This is a genomic window from Alteromonas sp. C1M14 (genome assembly GCF_018860965.1).
GTDB lineage: Bacteria > Pseudomonadota > Gammaproteobacteria > Enterobacterales > Alteromonadaceae > Alteromonas.
Genome location: NZ_JAHKQF010000016.1, coordinates 49,814 through 73,491 on the forward strand (window position 1 = coordinate 49,814; position 23,678 = coordinate 73,491).

20 protein-coding genes are annotated in these 23,678 nt (G+C 44.5%); 4 read left to right on the forward strand and 16 right to left on the reverse strand.

The annotated features are described in order from the left end of the window. Window positions 1-975 precede the first annotated feature (975 nt). Both mobV and KO501_RS15985 read left to right on the forward strand, forming a co-directional pair. Window positions 976-1,818 carry a MobV family relaxase gene (gene mobV, locus KO501_RS15980; RefSeq protein WP_216030698.1) on the forward strand — a complete coding sequence of 281 codons (843 nt, stop codon included), beginning with the start codon at window positions 976-978 and terminating at the stop codon, window positions 1,816-1,818. Window positions 1,819-2,098: 280 nt separating this feature from the next. Beyond that, window positions 2,099-2,368, forward strand: a complete 270-nt coding sequence (locus KO501_RS15985; RefSeq protein WP_216030699.1) for a hypothetical protein — start codon at window positions 2,099-2,101, stop codon at window positions 2,366-2,368. Window positions 2,369-2,543: 175 nt separating this feature from the next. On the opposite strand, the gene miaE (KO501_RS15990) is transcribed toward KO501_RS15985, so the two are convergent. The 3 genes from miaE (KO501_RS15990) to miaE (KO501_RS16000) are packed head-to-tail and all read right to left on the reverse strand — an operon-like array spanning window position 2,544 to window position 5,215. Continuing rightward, the gene (gene miaE / locus KO501_RS15990) at window positions 2,544-3,308 is read right to left on the reverse strand and encodes a tRNA isopentenyl-2-thiomethyl-A-37 hydroxylase MiaE (RefSeq protein ID WP_216030783.1); all 765 of its coding nucleotides are present in this window, start codon (window positions 3,306-3,308) and stop codon (window positions 2,544-2,546) included. 23 nt (window positions 3,309-3,331) lie between these two features. Further along, window positions 3,332-5,017, reverse strand: a complete 1,686-nt coding sequence (locus KO501_RS15995) for a recombinase family protein (protein ID WP_216030700.1) — start codon at window positions 5,015-5,017, stop codon at window positions 3,332-3,334. Window positions 5,018-5,050: 33 nt separating this feature from the next. Then, on the reverse strand, window positions 5,051-5,215 hold the full coding sequence (gene miaE, locus KO501_RS16000) for a tRNA isopentenyl-2-thiomethyl-A-37 hydroxylase MiaE (protein ID WP_216030701.1): 165 nt from the start codon (window positions 5,213-5,215) through the stop codon (window positions 5,051-5,053). A gap of 232 nt (window positions 5,216-5,447) precedes the next feature. Between miaE (KO501_RS16000) and KO501_RS16005 the strand changes: the two genes are divergently transcribed. Then, window positions 5,448-6,047, forward strand: a complete 600-nt coding sequence (locus tag KO501_RS16005; RefSeq protein ID WP_216030702.1) for a Yip1 family protein — start codon at window positions 5,448-5,450, stop codon at window positions 6,045-6,047. 81 nt (window positions 6,048-6,128) lie between these two features. Here the strand turns inward: KO501_RS16005 and purF are convergent, their stop codons facing one another. From purF to fabB, 10 genes are all read right to left on the reverse strand, one after another. Then, window positions 6,129-7,652, reverse strand: coding sequence for an amidophosphoribosyltransferase (gene purF / locus KO501_RS16010; protein WP_216030703.1), 1,524 nt, complete (start codon window positions 7,650-7,652; stop codon window positions 6,129-6,131). Window positions 7,653-7,666: 14 nt separating this feature from the next. Then, window positions 7,667-8,155: a CvpA family protein gene (locus tag KO501_RS16015; protein ID WP_216030784.1), complete on the reverse strand. Its 489-nt coding sequence runs from the start codon at window positions 8,153-8,155 to the stop codon at window positions 7,667-7,669. 204 nt (window positions 8,156-8,359) lie between these two features. Continuing rightward, window positions 8,360-8,941: an SPOR domain-containing protein gene (locus KO501_RS16020; RefSeq protein ID WP_216030704.1), complete on the reverse strand. Its 582-nt coding sequence runs from the start codon at window positions 8,939-8,941 to the stop codon at window positions 8,360-8,362. A gap of 9 nt (window positions 8,942-8,950) precedes the next feature. Continuing rightward, window positions 8,951-10,240 carry a bifunctional tetrahydrofolate synthase/dihydrofolate synthase gene (gene folC / locus KO501_RS16025; RefSeq protein WP_216030705.1) on the reverse strand — a complete coding sequence of 430 codons (1,290 nt, stop codon included), beginning with the start codon at window positions 10,238-10,240 and terminating at the stop codon, window positions 8,951-8,953. Further along, complete coding sequence (gene accD, locus KO501_RS16030; RefSeq protein ID WP_216030706.1) at window positions 10,241-11,086, reverse strand: acetyl-CoA carboxylase, carboxyltransferase subunit beta; 846 nt, start codon at window positions 11,084-11,086, stop codon at window positions 10,241-10,243. A gap of 151 nt (window positions 11,087-11,237) precedes the next feature. Beyond that, a complete protein-coding gene (gene truA, locus KO501_RS16035) occupies window positions 11,238-12,026 on the reverse strand; it encodes a tRNA pseudouridine(38-40) synthase TruA (protein ID WP_216030707.1) in 789 nt (262 codons plus the stop codon). 84 nt (window positions 12,027-12,110) lie between these two features. Then, window positions 12,111-15,260: a FimV/HubP family polar landmark protein gene (locus KO501_RS16040; RefSeq protein WP_216030708.1), complete on the reverse strand. Its 3,150-nt coding sequence runs from the start codon at window positions 15,258-15,260 to the stop codon at window positions 12,111-12,113. Window positions 15,261-15,529: 269 nt separating this feature from the next. Beyond that, window positions 15,530-16,546 (reverse strand): aspartate-semialdehyde dehydrogenase, encoded by a 1,017-nt coding sequence (locus KO501_RS16045; protein WP_216030709.1) that lies wholly within the window; start codon window positions 16,544-16,546, stop codon window positions 15,530-15,532. Window positions 16,547-16,589: 43 nt separating this feature from the next. Next, window positions 16,590-17,738, reverse strand: a complete 1,149-nt coding sequence (locus KO501_RS16050; protein WP_216030710.1) for a 4-phosphoerythronate dehydrogenase — start codon at window positions 17,736-17,738, stop codon at window positions 16,590-16,592. Window positions 17,739-17,866: 128 nt separating this feature from the next. Then, complete coding sequence (gene fabB / locus KO501_RS16055) at window positions 17,867-19,081, reverse strand: beta-ketoacyl-ACP synthase I (protein ID WP_216030711.1); 1,215 nt, start codon at window positions 19,079-19,081, stop codon at window positions 17,867-17,869. Between the two features lie 251 nt (window positions 19,082-19,332). Between fabB and mnmC the strand changes: the two genes are divergently transcribed. Then, window positions 19,333-21,327: a bifunctional tRNA (5-methylaminomethyl-2-thiouridine)(34)-methyltransferase MnmD/FAD-dependent 5-carboxymethylaminomethyl-2-thiouridine(34) oxidoreductase MnmC gene (mnmC, locus tag KO501_RS16060; RefSeq protein WP_216030712.1), complete on the forward strand. Its 1,995-nt coding sequence runs from the start codon at window positions 19,333-19,335 to the stop codon at window positions 21,325-21,327. A gap of 124 nt (window positions 21,328-21,451) precedes the next feature. Here the strand turns inward: mnmC and KO501_RS18610 are convergent, their stop codons facing one another. From KO501_RS18610 to KO501_RS16075, 3 genes are read right to left on the reverse strand one after another with little or no spacing between them, the layout of a single operon-like run. Next, window positions 21,452-22,219, reverse strand: coding sequence for a FlgO family outer membrane protein (locus KO501_RS18610; protein WP_216030713.1), 768 nt, complete (start codon window positions 22,217-22,219; stop codon window positions 21,452-21,454). Between the two features lie 4 nt (window positions 22,220-22,223). Then, complete coding sequence (locus tag KO501_RS16070) at window positions 22,224-22,964, reverse strand: FlgO family outer membrane protein (RefSeq protein ID WP_216030714.1); 741 nt, start codon at window positions 22,962-22,964, stop codon at window positions 22,224-22,226. A 5-nt stretch (window positions 22,965-22,969) separates the two neighbouring features. Beyond that, window positions 22,970-23,590, reverse strand: a complete 621-nt coding sequence (locus KO501_RS16075) for a FlgO family outer membrane protein (protein WP_216030715.1) — start codon at window positions 23,588-23,590, stop codon at window positions 22,970-22,972. Window positions 23,591-23,678 lie beyond the last annotated feature (88 nt).

Consider the following 23,678-nt stretch of genomic DNA (forward strand, 5'->3'; position numbering starts at 1 on the left):
TATTGTTATTGATATCGTTGCATTTAACTGAGTAAGCTCGCTAAAACGTTACCTTTAAACTATGTTTTAATAAATGGCACCACAATTGATTCCAAAACAAATTTTAAGGTGCTTTTCTTGTTCGGTACTACTACTTATCTATACTGGGATGGCGACCGTTGTCTAAATTCTTTTACCAGTGCTAACACAAATGCTTTATTTGGCGGCCACTGCTTCTTGCCTGAATTCCTTATGCAACTTCATATGCTCTGAGTTACCTTTCTGTAATGTGACTACTAGACACTTCATCCTACAATGAAAGTATTGAATATTTACCGAACGCAACATCAAGGAAATTATCACTTAATACTTTTATGAAGTTCATTCAAAAATATAACTACTTCATGATGACTAGTTAGACAATTGTGATAAGTTTTTTTAAGGAAAGAAAGTTTGAACATCTTGTTCAGGCATAGAAAAAAACAGGAAGTAGAATATGAAAACGCACAACCCGATCAAAATGATAAACAGTGATTTCTGCATAAAAGCTAAAGTCATGGGTTTAGCTTCACATAGCAATATCCTCAGTGAAATCGAGCTTGATAATGAATCACCTTTAGTTCTCATCATCCCGAACGTTACTACACGATATCCCTCATGTATTACCGAGCACATACTTACTCACATAAGAGAGAACAAGCTAATGCAATTCAGGTCTAAAGACCACCTTGTAGACAAACCTTACTCTCTGAACTTTTGGTTTTCGTACGAAGATGAGGAAAATCTATCAATTTTTTTTCGTGCTTCATTGAGTTGTGATAAAGACACTGATGCATGGATATATTGCAAAGAGTTCGACATTACGCTTTGCTGTACCTTGAGGCGAGTACCTCACCCAGCCAAAAGGCAAAACACCAACAATAAAGTAAATAAAACAGGCAAAATCGATACTGCTGATTCACTTATCAATCAGCTCAAAAGTCTCGGGTTCTAACAATGGACTCAGACTCTCCATATGCGATACTTCGCGTTGAAAAAGTGAAAAGCTATGCCGCGCTAGCGGCCATGGCCAACCATTGGTTTAGACTCAACCCCACGCCTAATGCAGACTCCAGCCGTTCTCATCTAAATAAGACTCTTATTGGCGATAACAATATAGTATCTAAAATAAAAACAAGGCTTGATGAGCACGGTATCAAAAAGCTGCGTAAAAATGGGGTTCTAGCTTTAGAATTCGTATTAACGTTCTCACCTGAATTTGTGTTTCAAAATGATAAAAGGGAGTATCGCAGTGATGCGAATAAACGAGTAAGTCAGTGGGCTAAACAATCTTTGGCTTGGGCAAAGTCTGCGTATGGCGAGAACCTTATCTCAGCTGTCATTCACCTCGATGAGAGCACACCGCACATTCATCTTTGTGTATTACCTTTGAAACCTAAAAAGGGTGGGAAATACGGCCTCTGTGCGCGAGATATCACAGGAGGTAAAGTAAAACTGCAAGCTATGCAAGATTCTTATCATAATGAATTGAAGGGTTTAGGATTGCAGCGAGGTAAGAAGAGAGCGCGTTGCAAACATCAGACAATTAAGGATTATCATAATGCTGTTCAAACGTCGTTGATATACATTAAACAAGCAGGTTTAAGCCATCCTGAGAGCATTGGCAAGGTGAATCCTTACATGTACGCAATAGACAAATTAAAAACGCATTACGAAAAGAAGATAACCGAGTCACGAACTAAATCGACTTCAATTATCAAGCAATTGCTCGAAATAATTCATCAGATGAAAAGAAAGCTTAACAATGAGAGCGTCAAGGCAAGAAACAGAAGAATCTAACAAGTAACTGCAACTCATCATACTCCTCCATAAGTGCTAAATGTTTGGATAGATCTCTAATTAAAGACAAATCGAAGCACTTATAAGCTGCCTCAACGCACATCATAATAGACAAACACATTTACGTCGATTTAAGGGGCGAATAGGTATTTCCGTATTCAAAAAAGCAAAAATATTGTATCCTTCCCTGCTTCAATGGCACTAGTTGAATAACACGTAAGTTTGCTCGTATTATTCATGTGCAGTAAATATCAATAAGAATATAATTTACGGATAAATAATGAGCGCATTAAAAGAGTTACTAGAAAATTACCGCCAAACGTCAAAAACAGAACGAGAAAAAGGTACTTACTTCGAAGAACTCATTGTTACCTACTTTAAAAACGAACCAACTTATAAAGATTTATATTCAAAAATTTGGTTATATTCTGATTGGGCAACTGAAACAATGGGCAATGCTAAATACCCATTAGAGCTATTCCAACGCGTTATCACTGTCAGTTTGGAAACGATGAAAATAGTTAAAAGCTTACCTAAGCTGAATATTTAGTTAGTGCATTAAACTTTACAGCTCAAGCTTTATCCGATACATACCACCTGTTAATTGGTAACATCGTTAGCTTGAGCACAATCTACTTGTTAACCTAAATTACTAGTCATCAGGCTTTAAATACGAACGTACAATTTTAGCGAAGCGTATAGAAATTGTGTAGTGAGTACACAATTTAACCTAGCACTTTCAACACAGGCAAACCTGAGTGAAATTTGAAGTCATTATCAGGTGACACAATTAGATCAGCTTCGACCTCACCAAAAAAGGCAATTCGTTCTGAAATATCTTTACCAGCAATATTTTCTGCGAGCTCTAGGTAATCTTGATAATGACGCGCTTCAGAACGCAGGAGTGATATATAAAAATCACCTAGCCTTTTATCAAGATGGGGAGCTATCTTAGCGAAGCGCTCACAAGAGCGTGCTTCAATATAAGCGCCACATATCAACTTATCTATCAGCGCATCAGGCTCATGCGTTTTAACGTGCTTGAGGAGCCCCTTAGCATAACGACTTGAATTGATATTCTCATACTCAATCCCGTATTCATTCATGACTTCCAAAACTTGATAGAAATGATGCAATTCTTCACGAATTAACATCACCATTTTATCAACTAATTCTTGTTCGTAACGACCTCCAGATTTTACGATCATTGATTTATTGAGTTTTAGTTTCTCTAGATCTCGCCAATCGCCAATATGACGATATGTGAAGTCTTCGTAGGGTTTCAGCCACTCTAGCAGGGCTTTAGCACTGTCAGCATCGACAGCATAGCGACGTATTAGGAACATAGCGCTCTGAGCAGCCTTCAACTCACACACCAAGTGATCCCGAAGTAATACAGGCAATTTACAACTCTTTTTAGCTTCGCTGATCCATTCCAAAGGTGTCTCACATTTGAGAAAACCGTTAATGGGTTTTAATAAAGCCTCAATATTATCTAAGCTCATTTTAAATACTACTCATTTGACTTCAATTTAAATGAAGTTCCGCTTTGTTCATGAATTTTCAAGTTATGCATTAACGCAGCTAAATCGTTTGGCGTCATGGTACGTTCTCGACGAGGGTTCAATAGTTTGTCTAACGTCCAGTCTTTCGTTCTCACTTCACTGCTATGCAACTCTGTCTTATAATACTCTTTGACGCCTTGGAATGTATATTCATAACTAAGTCGGCTGCGGTTATATTTAACATAGCGCAATGAGGCAATTTCTCGTTTGTTGTCAGGGTCATAAAAAGAAAGTTTCTTATCTTTCAAGTGTATTTTTAAACCCGTTTTATTAAGTTCCAGATTATACTCTTTTGGGTTCTCAACAGAAAGCTCGTAGATATCTTTAGATATACTTGATAGAGACTTTTGAGCTGCAATTTTAGCATGAACTACAGAAAGGCTTTCTTCTAAGCTATCAATGTTATCTTGCAGCTCATCCATAATCGTCAACGATGCTTTTGCATTTTTCCCTGCATCAAGTCTGGCTTTACGATGCAAATCGGCTTCTGCTAATTCTGCTTTAGACTTCCGAATTTCTTGTTGAAGCTTAACTTGATCTAACTCAAAGCTTTTTAGTCGCTTGTTGTCAGTCATCATAGCCATCAATACTGGCTCTATATAAATAATAAAAAAATGATAAGCGATCACATAAGGAAAGGTACTTGCGGATTGACAGCTATCTCCCCCAGATCGCTGTTTCCTGCTACACCGAATCAAAGGTAATGAATCTTTAGATTGCTGTATGCTCATTCCACTGCCGCAATGACCACATTTAACCATACCGTGCAGTGGCCACTTTCGGTCTTCCCTAATACTGGTATAGAGCCTTTCTTGATGTATTCTCTGTGCACTGTAAAAAGTTTCTTCGTCGACTACTGCTTCATAAAGTTTTTCACCATAAACTTTACCTATACATTTTTCATTTTGAAGAATTCTTATGAGCTTCGTCGGATTATGATTCAAAAGTGGCTTAATTGAACCATAGCGCTCACGTAATTCCCGAGCAATTACAATTTGCCCCTTACCCATAGCGTGTAAACTGAACAAATCTCTTACAACAGGTGCGAATTCATTCAATGTGCCATCAGGACTTAACCAAAAAGGCATTCTCATTCGAGGAGGGATCTTATGTTCTCTGGCTAAGGATTCTCTCTGCCGCCAAGAACTCTTAACTTTTTTTGAACGCCATTTAGATTCTTCGTGAGCTTTTTCGATTTCAATGATCAGTGCAATGCGTGACTTAGTATCGTTCACGGCTTCAGGTGGATAGTAATTGTTACCTCTTGCTGTGACTATTGAAACACCATGCTTCCAGATTTTCTTAATCAAATCTTCAGACTGATCAATATCCATGCGAGTCAAACGAGAAAAATGCTCAACAAGGATAATTGAGCCAGTTTCAACTAACCCTGATTCAATTGCCTTAACCAATCGTCCTAAAGAACCATGTTCAACATGCTTGCCTTTATAAGCAGATACCCCTGAATCTATCAATGGTTGTTCATCCAATTCAACAACCACACAATTTGGGTGACGACTCAACCACTCTTTCTGCGCCTCACCTTGACGGAAAAGGGAGCTATTCCCTTCTTGCTTTGAAGAACTAAAACGCTGGTATAGATAAACATTCCCTGAGAGATTACTTGCGTCCATTTCCAACTCCTATCAATGATGCAGCTAACAATATCATAATGTGCACATATTATCTTTTAGCTCGCAATTGCAGTGATCGATAAGCAATACCGGCAAATTTTCTTTTTGCGCAGCCTTTTGAGTCCATGCATCAGGGGTACTGCAGTGAATAAATGCATTAATAGGCGCTAATAAAGACGCATATTGTAAAGATTCCATTAAACCCTCTCATTTTGGTACATAGGATACAAGCCCCTACTTTTCTTAAGCCTTGCTAAACATTTAATAAATATAATATTTATTAAGAACCACCGAAACTGAACATTTTTTAATCAACAAATTAGTTGACGTGTTTGAAAACTTGATACACACTCATTGTAAAATAAATGTTAATTATATTAACAATAAAGATAACAACAGTGGGCAGCGCCCTTAGAACAAGGTGTAATCTATGATTTTAAACCATTTGCTCGGTATTTATACGCGTCCACAAGAAGAATGGCAGGACATTGATGAGAAACGTGAAAGTTACATTTACCCTTTAAGTCACATTGCTGTCATCGCCCTCATTCCCGCATTAATTACCTACTACTCAGGGGCGCACATAGGCTGGAGCATCGGTGCTGGCGACCTGATTAAATTAACAGAACAAAGTGCCGCCATGCTTGCCACTGGCATGTATTTCGGCTTGATCATTGGGGTGCTCTTGCTCACCTATATGATACACGAGCTTGCCAATGCCTTCGACGCTCACCCCAATTTCACTCAATCCTTAGATCTCGCCGCTTATACTGCCACGCCTCTCTTTATGACGGGCTTTGCCGGTTTATACCCTGAACTTTGGTTTGTGATGAGTATTGGCTTGGTGGGCCTGTCCTATTCAGTCTATTTGTTATATTCAGGCACCCCCATCATGATGCACATTCCTGACGGTAAAGGGTTTATTTATGCCAGTTCTGTAGTGACGTGCGGTCTGGTGTTATTGGCCATATTAATGGCCAGCACGGTAATCGTTTGGAGCATGGGTTTCGGCCCAATTTATGTCCACTGATTACTAAATTTCACTCCATATCCTTAAGCAAAAGCCGCTCTTTAGAGCGGCTTTTTATATCGGTCACCTAACTAATCTAAATCAGTTATCGCTATCCATATTATGCATTTCAAGATTTGAAAGTTCAGCTTGTACCACCGGCGCTTGTTTTGCCGCTTCGCCTCGCGCTATATCTATACGCTCTAGATAATCTTGGTCAATATCCGCGGTGATATAATTACCGTCAAATACAGAGGTTTCAAAGCGTTGGATCTCAGGGTTTTCTTCTTTTACCGCGTTTACAAGATCTTCAATATCTTGGAAGATAAGCCCGTCAGCCTGAATAAGATCTGCAATTTGGTCGATTTCTCTGCCATAAGCAATTAACTCATTCGCCGATGGCATATCTATGCCGTACACATTGGGGAACCGAATTTCTGGCGCTGCTGAGGCAAAATACACTTTCTTCGCACCAGATTCTCGAGCCATTTCAATAATTTGCCCTGATGTCGTTCCTCGTACAATGGAGTCGTCTACCAAAAGCACATTTTTGCCTTTAAATTCTGACGAGATAGCATTGAGTTTACGACGTACTGACTGCTTACGCTGAGTTTGCCCAGGCATAATAAATGTACGCCCGATATATCGGTTTTTTACAAAACCTTGTCGGTACGGTAAATCAAGCGTGGTGGCAATCTGTAAAGCCACATCCATGGAAGTTTCAGGAATAGGTATAACCACATCGATATCAAGATCTGCCCACTCTTTCTTTATCTTTTCACCCAATTTGCGGCCCATATTTACCCGCGAGGCATAAACAGAAATGCCGTCGATAAAGGTGTCAGGACGTGCAAAATAAACGAACTCAAAAATACACGGCGACGTGGTGGGGGCTTCAGCACATTGCTGAGTATGCAATTCGCCTTGCTCGGTGATATATACCGCTTCTCCTGGCGCAACATCACGAATAAAGGTAAAGCCAACCGCATCTAAGGCCACGCTTTCAGAGGCAACCATGTATTCCTCGCCCATTTCGGTGATCCGCTTGCCAAGTGCAAGAGGACGGATCCCGTGAGGGTCTCTAAACGCGACCACACCCTGCCCGATAATCGCAGCAACAACCGCATAGGCACCGCGTATCTTCTTATGTACCGTTGTAACAACTTTAAAGATATCTTTCGCTGTAACGGTAAGATCGGTGCACTGTTGTAACTCATGAGCCAAGATATTTAGCAACAATTCAGAATCAGATGAGGTGTTAATATGCCGTCTGGCAATACGAAACACTTCTTCTTGTAAATCGTGGGAATTGGTAAGGTTACCGTTATGAGCAAAGGCAATACCAAAAGGTGAGTTCACATAAAATGGTTGGGCTTCTGCCGAACTAGACGTACCCGCGGTTGGATACCGACAATGGCCAATTCCCATTGTGCCAGACAATCGCTTCATGTGCCGCGTGTGGAAAACGTCCCGCACTAAGCCATTGCCCTTTCTTAGGTTAAAACGGTTATGATCAATAGTAATGATCCCAGCCGCATCTTGACCTCGATGCTGTAGAACCGTTAATCCATCATACAACGATTGAGCAACCGGTGTTTTACCAACAATTCCGACAATACCACACATTAGCGTTACCTATATCAAGCGGGTTTTAAAAAACTGGAGCTGTCTTTCACGAAGGTAAAAAACCACTCAATAATCACACCAAATTCGGGGATTAAAATTGACTGGCTCCACCAATTAGAGCTTGCAGCTTCAGTAAAAGTATCCATGAAAAATAACAAAGCGCTGACAATGAGTACGCCACGTAAACCACCGAAAACGGCACCGAGCGCTCGGTCAGTACTTGATAGTCCAGACGCTTGGACTAATTGACCAACAATATGATTAAACATGCCACCTAAAATTAGCGTAACAATAAAAAGCAATACAATGGCGGCGCCATTGCGTAATACCGGATCGCCAATCTGCGTAAAATAAACAGCAAGGTCGGCGTGAAATTCACTGGCAATAAACAGTGCGCCAAACCACACAACTAAGGAAATGGCTTCTTTAACAAAACCACGCATTAGGCTTATCAGCGTAGAAGCGATGATAATACCAATAATGGAAAAGTCGACCCAGTTCATCAAGCTCTAATCAGTCCGTCTGTGGTTAAGCACGCATGGTTTGCTGCCCTCTGCGAGATGGCGCGCATTCTAACAGAAGCTTCGAAGATTACCAGTGTGTAATGTTGTAAGCACACGCAAAAATGTTCGAAGAAAGTAAGCAAATGTTGCCGGTTCATGGCCTTACCTTTTTAGCGTTAAGCTGCCCTACCCAATAACTTATTACTATTCCACCTTAAAGGTGGTGACCTTGCCTTTTAGGCCCGTCACTTCTTTTAAGTGAGGGAGCGCGTTTTGCAATTTTTTCTTATCCATGTCCGGCCCAACAAATACTTTTGTCAGCGGGCCTGAACGGGTTTCTATGGGCCGACTAAACGCGCGGTAACCGGCTTTTTCTAATTTTGCGAGCAACTGTTTGACATTTTTATCATGTCGAAAGCTACCTAGTTGAACAACCCATCCTGCATCCTCTGGTTCAGCGGCGGGCTTGGGTAATACCGTTTGACTGGCTAAGTCATCGTCGTTTACCGCCACATTGTCTTGCACAGGCTGTGATGTTACCGCTGTGTCGTCATCCACCACCGGCTCATCTACAACTGCTAGAGGCCGTTGAGAAAGCTCTGCAGCACGCTCAGATGGGAACGGTTCAGGATCAACGATAGGCTTTTTAGCAGGCGTTGCCGGCACACTAACAAAAGTATCTTTACTGGACTCTTTTTTACGGTCGAGAAAATCTGGTAGAAAAATCACGGCTAGCGCTACCAGAATAACGGTTCCGACCAAACGGTTTTGTAACGCCGAGGTCACTGTTCACTCCTATTGGATACTACTGTTCCGATGATACGCTAATACATCCGCCACCGTAAGAAAAGAACCGAATACCAAAATTCGATCATGTTTTTTCGCACATTGTCGTGCAGCAAGATACGCATCGGTTACAGCATCAAATGCTTTAGCACATTGCTGCTGTGTAGGTTGCAGATGTTGCTTTAATACTTTACCCGATAATCCACGAGGTCCATGGGTACTGCCCGTGTACCAGGTTGCCTCTATCTGGTTTAATTCATCTAATGTTGCACTAAGAGATTTGTCCACTAACATGCCAACCACGATATGCAAGCGGCCTTGTAGCCCTTCAGAAATCCAATCGCGCATTAATGCACACGCTTGGGGGTTATGCGCAACATCGACAAACACATCGGGGCTTGACGCGACCTGTTGGCGGCGACCAGGAACCGCAACCGTTTTAATCAATGTTGCTAGCTTATCTGTTGGCGGCATGAGATGCAGTCGAGAAAGCACCGCTAGCGCTGTTGAAACATTTTGCATGGGTATTTGCGGCGTTGCATACTGCCCCAGGGACTTACCTTTATTTTCCCATTGCCATTGGCCATCGTCGCCAACTTGAAAACTGAAATCATCATTGGCCCACCACGCGTCTATCTTATGCTGGGCGACAAAATTAATGAGCGTTGCTGGCGGCTCGAGTTCTCCGACCACCGCGATTCCACCCTGACGCATAATACCGGCTTTTTCGATGGCAATTTCATCTCGGCTATCGCCTAACCAATCCATATGATCAAGGCCGATTGTGGTGATCACCGCTATGTCAGGATCGACGATATTGGTTGCATCAAGTCTGCCCCCTAACCCCACTTCTAAAATCGCGTATTGTACGTTGGCTTCCACCATCATCAACAAAGCCGCTAGCGTTCCAAACTCAAAGTAGGTCAAACTGATTGCCCCACGCGCTTGCTCTATGCGTGCAAAAGCCGCACAAAATGCAGACTCATCCGCATCGCGACCATTAAGGCGAACCCGTTCACAATAGTCCAGTAAATGGGGCGAACCGTACACCCCAGTGGTCTTGCCTTGACAAAGCAAAGCCTGTTCTAAAAAGCGACAAGTGGTGCCCTTGCCGTTGGTGCCGGCAACGGTAATGACCGTAATAGAAGAGAAATTTAACGCGAGAGCTTCCGCCACCTGTTGGACTCTGTCCAATCCGAGATCGATGGTGGAAGGATGAATAGATTCAAGATAAGTTAACCACTGGGCCAGAGACTTAGTCTGCTCTGGCCCAGTGGATTCTGTTAGTGTGTTCTTCACTTAATTTGGACGATGTAATTTTTCTAACAAGCCATGTAATTTATCACGCATTTCTCGGCGGTCAACGATCATATCGATGGCACCTTTCTCCACCAAAAATTCGCTTCGCTGGAAGCCCTCTGGCAGCGTTTCTCGTACGGTTTGTTCAATGACTCGTGGGCCAGCAAAACCGATAAGCGCCTTAGGCTCCGCGACGTTAATATCACCGAGCATCGCCAAGCTTGCAGAAACCCCGCCCATGGTGGGATCGGTTAATACCGAAATATAAGGTAAACCTTTAGCACTCATTTTGGCCAGCGCTGCAGAAGTTTTCGCCATTTGCATCAACGACATAAGTGCTTCTTGCATACGTGCTCCGCCAGATGCAGAGAAACACACCAAGGGCATATTGTGCTCTAAACATGCATTCACCGCTGCAACAAATCGTGCCCCAACCACTGAGGCCATTGAACCGCCCATAAATGCAAATTCAAAGCTGGCTACCACAACAGGCATCCCCTTTAATTTACCTTGCATCACAATTAAGGCATCTTTTTCATTGGTACTTTTTTGTGCGGCGTTAATTCTGTCTTTATAGCGTTTAGAATCCTTAAATTTAAGGATATCTTGGGGCTCTAAATCGGCACCGAGTTCTTTACGGTCGCCAGCATCAAGAAAGGCATCAATACGTTTGCGGGCACTGATACGCATGTGATTATCACATTTAGGGCACACTTCTAGCAGCTTTTCTAATTCCTGCTTGTACAGTACTGCTTGGCAATGAGTGCACTTTGTCCAAATACCTTCAGGAACATTCCCTTTAGTAGATGTTTGTGTTTTTGGAAGAATCTTTTGAATCCAGCTCATGTTAAGGAAAATCCTTGTTGTCAGTTACCATGCTTCGTTCATGTTTATTGGTGCACAGTATTAAATAAAGCAATCTAGCCCTGTATTAGACCACAATACGGGATTATGCAAAAAGTAAAACTGGTCTTAGAAGTTTACCCGTGCAGTTAATTCACTGGGGTAAAAAAAGCGGACCAAGAGGTCCTTTGGGTATTCCCAAAGCCTCAGGGTAAGTCACATCCACCAAGTACAACCCATTTGGCTTAGCTGTGGCTGCCGCCTGGGTGCGATCTTTCGCAGCCAATAACTCGCTAATCCAGGAGACTGGTTGCTCCTTGCTTCCCACTTTTATCAACGACCCGACGATGTTTCTTACCATGTGATGTAAAAAGGCATTTGCCCGTACGTCCACAATAACATAGGCCCCCATCCGATAAACTTCAATGTGTGACATATTTCTAAATGGCGTTTTCGACTGGCACAATGACGCGCGAAAAGAGGTAAAGTCTTGTTCCCCTAATAACGCTTGTGCAGCCTCATGCATACGATCCGCGTCGAGGGGCACGTACACATGGGTGACGCCGCCGTGCAGAATAGCAGGACGCAAGGTGTGGTTAAACATCACATACCGATAACGGCGATGAGTCGCAGAAAAACGGGCATGGAACTCTTTGCTTACGGTTTTACACCATTTTACTGCAATAGCGTCTGGAAGATTGGCATTCACACCCATGGTCCAAGCGCGTTCAGGACGAAACTCGTCGCAGTCAAAATGTACAACCTGACCTGTGGCATGAACACCGGCATCTGTGCGACCGGCACATTGCACATGAATAGTCTGGTCAGCGACTTTAGATAATGCGTCTTCCAGATAAGCCTGAACACTCGGGACTGCTTGCTGGCGTTGCCAACCGAAAAGGGCTGCACCATCATACTCAATACCCAAGGCAATTCTCGCCATGTCTGATCCTACCTCATGCTAAAAATCGGCTAAGTGTAGTCAGTCAGTGAATCAGATGCAACATCCAAGCTTACACCCTGTTTATTAAGCAAGCTGCGCCAGTAAACTTTCTGCTTCTTCTTTTTGCTCGCCACTGCCCAAATTAATCACTTCACTAAGCAATTCTTTTGCGGCGGGAATGTCTTCCATTTCTATATACACACGAGCAAGATCAAGGTTCGCAGATTGGCCTGCATCTTTATCAATATCGATGACATCCTCGTCGTCAGTCACGCCGGTGAAATCCGATAAACTCACATCTAAGTCAAGAGGTTGCTCGTCCACATTAGACGGCGAGTCAATACCTGAATCCATCAATGTTTCAACGTCAAGATAATCATCTTGTGTATCATTTTCTGTGTTTTCTGCGCCAGCCAGCGGTGCTTCAGACGCCTCCGATGAGGATGAAGCGGTGTCGTCAGGATCTGACAATAACGCATTAAGATCTAAATCTGGGTTACCAAGAGACAGATCCTCTGGTTCAGTTTGCTGAGTTTTATCATCTACCGGTTCGCTTTGCTCACTAATATCAAAATCACCCAGCAGATCATCAAAATCGGCCTGCTCTAACTCATCGAGTAACTGATGATCTTCGTTTTTACTTTCTGTTAGCCAATCGTCCAGACCGGGCACATCATCTAATTCATCGTAAACGTCTTTTGCCTCAACGGGAGGGGGCGGCACAATACCGTCCACTTCTTGCTCAAGGTTAAAATCATCGATGTCTTCTAGAACTTCCTCCCCAGGCTCTGATGCGCTGTTATCCAGCGAGCTGGTATCCGCAGAAAAACCGGTCAGGGACGGAATATCTTCCATGAGCTGGCGATCGAACTCTTCTAACGCATCGCTCAGTGGATCGGTATTTTCAGCCTCTTGTTCCGTTGAGGCACTAGTTATGTCGGTTTCCAGAGCATCGTCTGGTATTGATGGTGTTTCGTCCTCGTCTTCTAATGACGGTATGGGGCCATCGATTTTGGTGTCAGCTTCCACCGTGACATCGCTTTCAAGCTCAGCGAGTAAATCTTCGGATAACGCATCCGTTTCGTCCATTAGCAATTCAGGGACATCGGCACTGTCGCCCTCATCACTTTGGAGATCACTGCTAGATTCATCGTCGTGAATACCAAATTCAGCCAACAATTCATCAGCTAAAAGGTCTTGCGAAATATCCGTTTCATCCGCGCTGTCGCTGATATCACCTTCAAGTTCTGCAATTAATTCATCGGTAAGGGGATCATCAATATCGTCGCTAATGGGGTTGTCTGACTCATTGTTGAAGTCATCGACAGCAGCCGGCACGTCGTCACTGGATTGCGCTTTTGTGTCAAAGTCCTCATTTTCATCAACGGGAGTGGGTATATCATCGTCATTGCTATCATCAGCACTTTGCAAATCAGCAATAAGTTCATCAGAAAGGGGCTCGTTAAATTCATCGGCATTTTCCATATCTTCAATGTCAATTTCATCTAACTCGTCGCTTAAGGCTTCTAAATCTTGAATCCCTTGGGGAGAGGGAGACGTGTCAGTGACGATTTCCTCTTCGTCATCGTCGTCGTCCCCGAGCATGTCAGCCATCTGATCCAATTGTTCCATCTCAGTTACAATGGTGTCAGCTAGGCGATCGATGGCCTCATTCTGATCATTAATCTCCCGATCAATCTTGTCGAGCATGTCTTCGCTGACGATATCCTCGTCATCCAAGTCGGCCAGCACTTCTGGCGTCTCTTCTTCTAATAATTCGTCAATATCGATTTCAGGCTTATCTGCATCCTCTTCATCTGGCTGTTCAAATTCTGCCAGAATGTCATCGGGATCCGGTAGTTCAGTATCGTTATCAGCAGCAGTATCATCAGGCTGATTTTGCGCCAGTAATGCGTCAATATCATCGTCGCTGGCAAGGTCCGATTGGGGCTGTTCATTCTCTAAATCATCAATTTCTATGGCATCTGGAGCATCCATAGCAGATAAATCAATACCTTCAATATCATCCGAATCAGCGACTAATGTTTCATCTGATAAAGCTTCACCATCAAAAAGACTATCCAACTCATCTTGATCCAGTTCAGAATCACCGTCATCAAAAGCAAACTCATCATCTGGCACAAGCATGTCATCTTCGAGATCTGCAAAGCTCTCTAATTCATCATCCAGTGCCTCTTCCAGTTCATTTGATAACACATCATCTAATAACTCATCGTCATTAAACAGCTCGTCATCTATAAGTTCTGGGGTATCGTCCAGGTTTGGTGTGACCGACGCCGCAATATCCGCCACAGGCGCGGTATCATCGGTGGCAACGGCCGCTACGGGTGCCACAGGATCATCCTCTTTTCCTTTACGGCCTCGTGACAACAACCATGTGATTAATCCACCTACAAGCAATAAAGTGATGAGCCCTGAACCGATAATCAGTGTCAGCGGTTGCGCCAGCGTAGTGCTAAAAGAGCTTTGCTTTTCTGCTTCCCGTTCAGCTTCTTCTTTAAGCATCATATCGAGTAATTGACGCTGCAACGCGGTTTGTTCGTCCATTTGACTTTGCACATCGCTTTCAACTTGGGTACGCAAGGAGGCAAGATCCTCGTTAACTTGCTCTACTCGCGAATACAGTTTGCGATTTTCGTCCAAGATAGTTTGCACATTGGCTAATGAGGCGGCAAATTGCCGCCGTAATTCGTCAAATTGCGCCGCTTGCTGGCTATCTAATGCAGTGATCTTGTCTTCTATTGCATCCCGCGTGCTTAGAAGATCTTGCTGATTTACCAAAGGAGCCGGAGGCTTAACATTATTTAACGAGGCTCCGGGCTGGTTTGCTAGCTTGGCAAAAGCTTGTTCATCTTGCATTGCCCGTTGCTTTGCTCGCTCGGCATCAATACGTGCCACATAGCGCTCGGAGGGTAATTTCAGTGTGGCGCCATCAACCAGCAAGTTAAGGTTATTTTGCTCGAAGGCGGTTGGATTTAATTCATAGATTGCCACCATAACTTGATAAACCGACAAGTTAGGGTTCTGGCGATAGCGGTTGGCAATGCGCCAAAGGGTGTCGTTATCGTCTATGGGGCCATAAACGTTACCTGAATATTGACTGGTAGCATTTTTCGGACCGCGTAAAGTGGTTTCGTTATCTTGTGCGTTCAAAGAAGCAGACGCAGCGAGTAAAAGCAGCAAAGTAAGCAAGCCCGTCAATTGCGATTTCATAGCGTTCCTATATGCCCTCAAACGTCTTCCACAGAAAATTCAGATACCGTCGCCAGCAACGTCAGAAAACCGACAATTTTCAGTACGATGCAGCGCTTAAATTGTGTCATGCAAACTCTACTCCATTTCGTCCACATATCACATACATTAACAAAACTATAAACCAGTTAACCTCAACTATCTAGAAAAAGGCATGTCTAAGCAGACGCCGGTAAAGAATTTTCCTACTCGACGCCTGAAACTCTAGCTTCAGTAAGATAGCGAGTATCTTAGTAATAGTCCCGTAAAAGCACCTCGGCGATTTGCACCGCATTTGTGGCAGCGCCTTTTCTAACATTGTCAGACACTACCCACATATTGATCCCATTGGGGTGAGAGATATCATCGCGGATCCGGCCCACATGAACATAGTCGTTACCACTGGCGCTACTAACCTGTGTTGGGAAAGCTTCTTTAGACTCATACACTTTTACGCCCTCGGCTTGCGACAGTAATTGGGTGACTTGAGCGGCGTCCACCGGCATCCGTGTTTCCAGATGAATAGCTTCACCATGACCATAAAATACCGGTACCCGAACCGCCGTCGCATTCACTAATATATCGGGATCACCAAGTATTTTTTGTGTCTCCCACACCATTTTCATTTCTTCTTTGGTGTAGTCGTTATCCATAAAATCATCAATTTGAGGAATACTATTAAAGGCAATCTGTCGACTGAATACCTCTGGAGTCACAGGGCGTGTATTCAATAATCCTGCCGTTTGTTTGGCTAATTCTTCCATCGCTTTTGTGCCAGCGCCAGATACAGACTGGTAAGTACACACGTTTATGCGCTCGATTCCACCAGCCTGATGAATAGGATGTAATGCCAGCACCATCTGAATGGTTGAACAATTTGGATTGGCGATAATATTTCGATTTCTAAAGTCCACCAACGCGTGTGCATTCACCTCTGGCACAACAAGAGGAACATCGGGCTCATTGCGAAAATGTGAGGTATTATCAATAACCACACACCCTGACTCTGCCGCAATCGGCGCATATTTAGCAGAAACTGCACCACCCGCAGAAAAGAACCCCAATTGGACTTGGGACCAGTCAAATTCATCGGCATTGAGTACTTCGATGTCCTCGCCCTTAAACGTAACGGTGGTCCCCGCACTGCGCTCACTGGCCAATGGATATACTGTACCCACCGGGAATTTTCGTTCTTCTAGCAACTCTAGGATGGCTTGTCCTACTAATCCGGTAGCACCTAATACAGCAATATCGAACGCTTGCGACATAATTTCTTTTTCTCCACTATCACCGCGATTTTTCAACCGTGTGTTAAATAAGTTCTAAGGTAAAACCAAGACCACTAAGTTGGCTTGTGATCCCTTCAGATATGGGGGCAACCATGCGCAACACATATGCACTGCACTCCCGTCTTTGCGGGTAATGTTTACGCATCGCTAAAAATCCGCTTTTTGAGGTATCGGCTTGAAACAATGTATTGTCTTTTGATATATCGTATCCCCCTAGCAATAGCGTGCTAAGGGTATCCCAATCTAAGCCTTCCGCTGAAGGCTTCTCAGGGGCAAATCGGGCGGCTGGCGGTTGGGGAAGAAAATCTTCCATACTCAGCTTCACCGGGCAATTCATCGTATAACAAATATGCTCGTAAGCCATTTGTGTTCCCCGCAGTTTCCCCTCGATAGAGTGACCTGCAATATGGGGGGTTGCCATCCACAAATGGGGCAATAAGGCCTGATTAATTTGTGGTTCATTGGCGAACACATCTAATACCGTTGTTGGACCTTGCTTTGCCATCAAACAATCTAGCAGTGCATCCTGGTCTATCACTTCACCGCGACAAGCGTTAATGAGTATTTGTTTGCCAGTTAAGGTAGCAAGGGCAGCTTTATCAATTAGATGGCCGGTAGCATGGGGGCCACTTTTTACGAAGGGCACATGCAGTGTTACCACATCACAGGTCAAGATCTCGTCCATACTAACAAAATGGCGGCTGTCACCTTGTTCTTGCAACGGTGGATCACACAATTTATAGGCGATATTCAGTGCTTGCAAACGATGACTAAGTGCAGTGCCCACATGACCTGCCCCCACAATACCCACTGTGATACGGTCAAGATCCAATTCTTTTTGTCGATAGCCATTCATCAATACACTGATAACATATTCCGCCACCGAGACCGCGTTACATCCCCCAGCAGAGGACCAAGGAATATTCAATGAGGCTAGCACGCTAAGATCCATATGATTGGTGCCGGCGGTAGCCGTTGTTACCAATTTGAGTTTGTTGGCGTGGGAAAGCAAGGTAGCGTCCACCGTTGTAGTGGAGCGAACAGCCAAATAATCGACGTTTTTTAATTGTTCAGGTTGTAGCGAGGCCCCCTGAAAAGGAATAGCTGTGCCTAAACTTGAAAAATAGGCATCGCCATTAGGGATACTCTCTTCGTAGTAGATACAGGTCATACTGCATGGCTTCCAGACAAGACGAAGCGCGTATGATAGCAGAGTGCATAACGAAAACGAAACGCCCGTCTGAAACAGCTTTCAGACGGGCGTTATATACATTCACCAACCCCAAAAGTGGTGGTATTTTATCCGTTGTAGCGTTGCATCACCAAGGTGGCATTGGTACCACCGAAGCCAAAGCTATTGGACATAATGGTGTTTAATGTCGCCTCACGAGGTGACGTTACAATATCCAACCCTTCAGCGGCTTCATCCAATGTTTCAACGTTAATTGATGGTGCGATAAAGTTATGCTTCATCATTAATAAGCTGTAAATAGCTTCGTTAACCCCTGCAGCACCTAGTGCATGCCCAGTGAGTGATTTTGTAGCACTGATTGGCACATTAGCCGCACCAAACACTTCTTGAATAGCTTTCAGCTCTTTTACATCACCGACCGGTGTTGATGTGCCGTGGGTATTTAAATAATCGATGCTGCCTTCCACATTTTGCATCGCCATCTTCATACAACGGATAGCGCCTTCGCCAGACGGTGCTACCATATCAAAACCGTCCGATGTGGCGCCGTAACCCACAACTTCACCGTAGATGGTCGCGCCTCTTGCCAAAGCATGCTCAAGTTCTTCAACCACGACCATACCGCCGCCACCTGAGCTAACAAACCCATCGCGATTAGCATCATAGGTACGAGAAGCGAGAGCCGGCGTTTCGTTGAACTTTGACGACAACGCACCCATAGCATCAAATTGGCTTGAAAGAGACCAGTGTAATTCTTCACCTCCACCGGCAAATACCACATCCTGCTTGCCTAATTGGATCAATTCCAGGGCGTTACCAATACAATGGGCACTGGTAGCACACGCTGAGGCAATGGAATAATTCACACCTTTTATTTTGAAGGGCGTTGCTAAACACGCAGAAACCGTGGATGCCATGCATCGAGGCACCATATAAGGCCCCATGCGTTTCACCCCTTTTTCACGCAAAATATCCGCCGACAATACCTGGTTCATAGAACTGGCACCGCCAGAACCGGCGATTATCCCGGTGCGTTCATTAGAAACATCAGATTCTTCAAGGCCTGAATCAGCAATTGCTTGCTGCATGGCAACATACGCATATGCAGCGGCATCGCCCATAAAACGCATCGCTTTGCGGTCAATATGTTCAGTTAAATCTATATCTACATTTCCCCAAACCTGGCTTCGTAAGCCCATCTCTGCAAATTGGTCAGAAAATGTAATACCCGATTTTCCGGCTTTTAATGACGCCAGAACGTCGTCCTGATTGACACCAATACTGGAAACAATACCCAGACCGGTAATAACTGCTCTTCTCATAATGTACCCTTTATTTTGATGGGGCATATGGTAACGATTTTCATCAACAAAGTGGTCTGCTCTTTTTTAATTTTCAGTGCCACTTACATCAATTCGTCTACAACACGCCTAATTTCTGTCCGCAACGAGAATAGTTAGCGGTTTACGCCGTGTATCCGATGAATATTTCATCTATCACCGCAGCGTTAACTTTGCTCACTGTACCATGCAAGGTATGATCACCCAATCTTTGACTTATTGACAATAGAATCTTGAAAACCCAATCCGCACAAGTCCATTTTAACGACAATGGCATCCCTGTTGCTGACCATTTTGATGATGTTTATTTTTCTGTTGATAGTGGTATTGAAGAAACCAAACATGTTTTTATGGCGGGTAATGACCTGCCCTTGCGTTGGTTCAATCACGACCAACCGTATTTCGTTATCGCTGAAACCGGATTTGGTAGCGGATTAAATTGCCTTGTGGCAATGGCTGCTTTTCATCAGTTTAGAGAGGAAAACCCAGCCCATCCTCTAAAGCATCTCTATTTATTAAGTACAGAAAAATATCCACTTAGCACCATGGATCTGCAGCAGACCCTGTCGGCCTTCCCTACCCTAAGACCTTATGTCACAGCGTTGGTTCAGCAATATCCACTTTCTCTTGATGGTTGCCACCGACTTCACTTTCCGGCAGCTAGCACTACCCTCGACCTCTGGCTAGGTGATGTACACACCATTCTGCCCCAATGGCATTCATCACCAACGGGCCTCATGGATGCCTGGTTTTTAGATGGCTTTGCCCCCAGCAAAAACCCAGACATGTGGACAGACAAATTGTTTACTCAAATGCAGCGCCTGTCAAAACATTCAGCCACATTTGCCACGTTTACCGCGGCCGGCGTGGTTAAAAGGGGCTTAAAAGCAGTGGGGTTTGATATTGCAAAGCGAAAAGGCTTTGGTCGCAAACGAGACATGCTTACCGGTTGTTTTACGGGCAATCAACGCCTGCAAGTGCCCCCGCCCTATGCCCGTTTCAACAGTACACCTGCCACATCATCTCACCGCATAGGCATTGTTGGCGGTGGACTGGCGGCAGCAACCTTGGCAAACGTTCTTGCCCGTCATGGTCTCGCGTCAACCCTACTGTGCGCCGATAACGCGTTAGCCACAGGAGCTTCTGGAAACCCTCAGGGAGGCTTTTATCCCCAACTTCACAGTGAGGCAAGTTTTCCCAGTCAAATTCAAGCGCTAGGGTTTGCTTACGCCCGTCGATTTTACGATACCTTGTCGGTGCCTTTTGATCATCAGTGGTGCGGTGTTTTGCAGCTAGGTTTCTCCGCGGATGTGGTGTCGCGACAGCAAAAACTGCTTGCCAATGGCATCTGGCCTGACACACTCATTCAAGGGGTTAATAACAATGAAGCGTCAACGATTGCAGGAGTTACCTTACCTTTCGGGGGCTTGTTCATTCCGTTAGGTGGCTGGCTATCTCCCCCCCAATTAGTGAATGCACTGCTGGAAGAATATAAAGACGTCACCACTGTGCAATATAACTGCCGAGTAACAAATATTCAGGACCAACAGCACGGCGTCACTTGTGACATCAATGGACAACAACATCAATTTGATTTTCTTATTGTTTGCACCGGTGCCGATTCTACTGACGTAGAGGTTATGCAAGCCCTTCCCCTACGACCCGTACGAGGGCAAGTCGAGGCCATCCCGACCCAATTACCCATTGATAAACTTAAAACCGTGTTGTGCCATAAAGGGTACATGACCCCCGCCACCGAAGGTCGCCATGCATTAGGTTCCACATACAGTAAAAATGATTTGGCGTGTGATATTCGTGAGCAGGATACTAAAACAAACTTGGCCACTCACCAAAAAGCCCTGCAACATGGCCATTGGATCAGCACATTGAACCATGATGGTAAAGCTCGGGCATCTGTTCGTTTAGCATTACCGGATCATCAACCTGCGGTGGGTCAGCTACTTTCCCAAACCACCTTGGAAAACCATTATCAACAATTGGCTGAAGGGAAGTCACTACAACGTCAACCCTTGCCACCGGCGAATCGCTTATTTACCCTTACCGGCCTAGGGTCAAGAGGTCTAGTTACCGCCCCCATATTGGCAGAAGTGTTGGTCGCTCAGCTTACCCATACCCCGATGCCACTGCCGAATCATCTTCTGCAGGCGGTATCGCCATCACGTTTCGTTATAAGGGAATTGATCAGAAAAAGTGGTGCGCCAGACTGAAGCTTACGCAATGGATGTCCTTTTTTGCAAGAAGCAGAGGAAAGCAACAGGCTGGCGCGGTTACCTGGACGGTAAGCCTAAAAATAGTAACCCACAAAAAAGAGAATTGCCGGTAACCTTTAGTCTAAAATCCTACCGTTACAGGCGTTGAAGCCGTACTACCCACCATAGCGTGATTAAGCTGGGTCACAATAAAAGCGGGTATTAAAAGGCTGGTACTGGCAACGACCTGATAATTCGCCGTGGAAACAATTCGCGCATTGACGCGGACACCACGAGGTTCTTCAATAAGGGTACCGGTGAGAATATGATCCATCGCCAATTTTTTCGCCTCACGGCCATTGCTACGACGCATAGCGAGATCCCCTTTCGGGGTTACGATAATATCGCCGGCCATTTTAAAATCCACTACACCAAGACCATAGCTTTGCATTTGAGCAATGAGCAGTTCCGATAATTGGTTCCCCAATACGGTAGTTTCTTGCAACGACGTATTTAAACGCACGAAACTGGCGATTCCAATTAAATGCTTGGCATCTAACTCCCGGGCACTATCAAGCAACTGCATGGCGATTTGAGAGGCGTAATCGGTTAAAGATTTGTGAGTTCGTTCTGGGTGATAACCAGTAATCAACGGATCATGCCATCGCCGCTGGCCTTCGTCGTTGTCGGCATACATTTTATCACGGGCATCCGGTTGGTAAGACAACCCTTTTTTAGCCAGCGCTTCAGTTGCAATCGGTGTTGACATGGGGGCCGGCTTGTCAACTTTTTGAACCGGCGTAGTCTGCGAGGTCATGCCATGAAACTGAGTATCAAGCGCACTACAGGCAGGTAAGATCAATACACTGAAAATACATACTAGGGCTTTTGCCAGGCTAAGATTATTCACTTTGTTATCCCCGAGTTATCTTTACGCCATCTCGAATACCATTTTTCCCATTACTGTTACTGGGGATCAATGCATCCACAACATAGAAGGGGATAAGCAACTGGGCTGTCGCGACTACCGCTCGGCTTTCTATGCCAAGGATCCTAGCGTTGACCAACACACCACCTTGATGTTTTGCCATTGTACCGGTAAGGACATAATCAATGGGTAGACGACTATTTAAGTCGAGGTAATCACGACTAAGCAAAAAGTCGCCATCGGCGGTTACACGAATATAGTCTGTGGCTTTATAATCGACCACGGGAATACGGTATTTGTGCAATTCATGCATAAAGGACTCGGCCATTTGATGACCTAGCAGGTTCGTATGCTGTAAATCCGAATCTAACATGGCAAAATCGGTCACCGCCACAGGGGTTTTATTAGAGACATATTCCATATTAGAGACAAGATCTTGAGCCAAGTTTTTAACGTAATCACCGACGTGTTTATGCAGCGGACGGCCCTGATAAGCACCTTGTACACTGCTATACAGTAACGGTTGCTCCACCGAGCCAAAGCTGTCAGCTTCTTCATCTGCAGGATATACCGATACGCGATCTTCCGCTCGCACATCAATGATGTTTAACGCTTCTTCGTCATCCTTGGTATCGACAACGTCAACCTGCTCTTCATCCCACATTGCGCAACCCGACAATAGCAATATTGTCATTGCGGTTACCGCTAGCTGACTTCCTGTGCCCATGACCTTTACCCCTTATCTTCAATTCTATACAAACGACCATTTCGGGTGGTAACTTTTTCTTCTTTCCAGAACAACCCAGCAGGGAAAAACCGTGTTGCCGCTGCCACCACTTCTTTCGATTTGGCATTGATCACACGGGCATTAACCATAGCCCCGGCCTGTTGCCTGACGATGGTCCCGGTGATATAAAAATCAATCCGTTCAACGGCGGACAACTTATCAATGTCACGTGTGAATACGCGATCTGCGTAGTCTCCCATTATTATATCGTCTGTAAGCTTAAACTCTTGAGCGGTAAATCCCCGTTTTGTTGCTTCGGTGATCATCCCCTCTTGTAATTGATGCCCCAGCATCATAAGTGGATCCTGGTGGTTAGGGTTGTATTGCATAGTATCAGCAGGTACAAAACCTACCACGGCATACCTAGCCTGACTGGTAGGGCGTAAACCGGCAAACAACTCGTTGGCAAGAATAAAAGTATGGTATTCCATATTGCCCAATGAAGGCAGAGCCATATTTTCTTCTTTCATGGTCACATCTGGCTCACTGGCACAGCCAACGAGAAACACACTGCATAACGCAGACAGACACATCATAGGTGTGAGGAATACATGACGAAGGTTCATAGGGCCTACCTAGCTCGTATACTTAGACGGAGATAAAACAGATACATGGCAAAATTCGTACCATATATATGAATACGAGAGTAAAGGA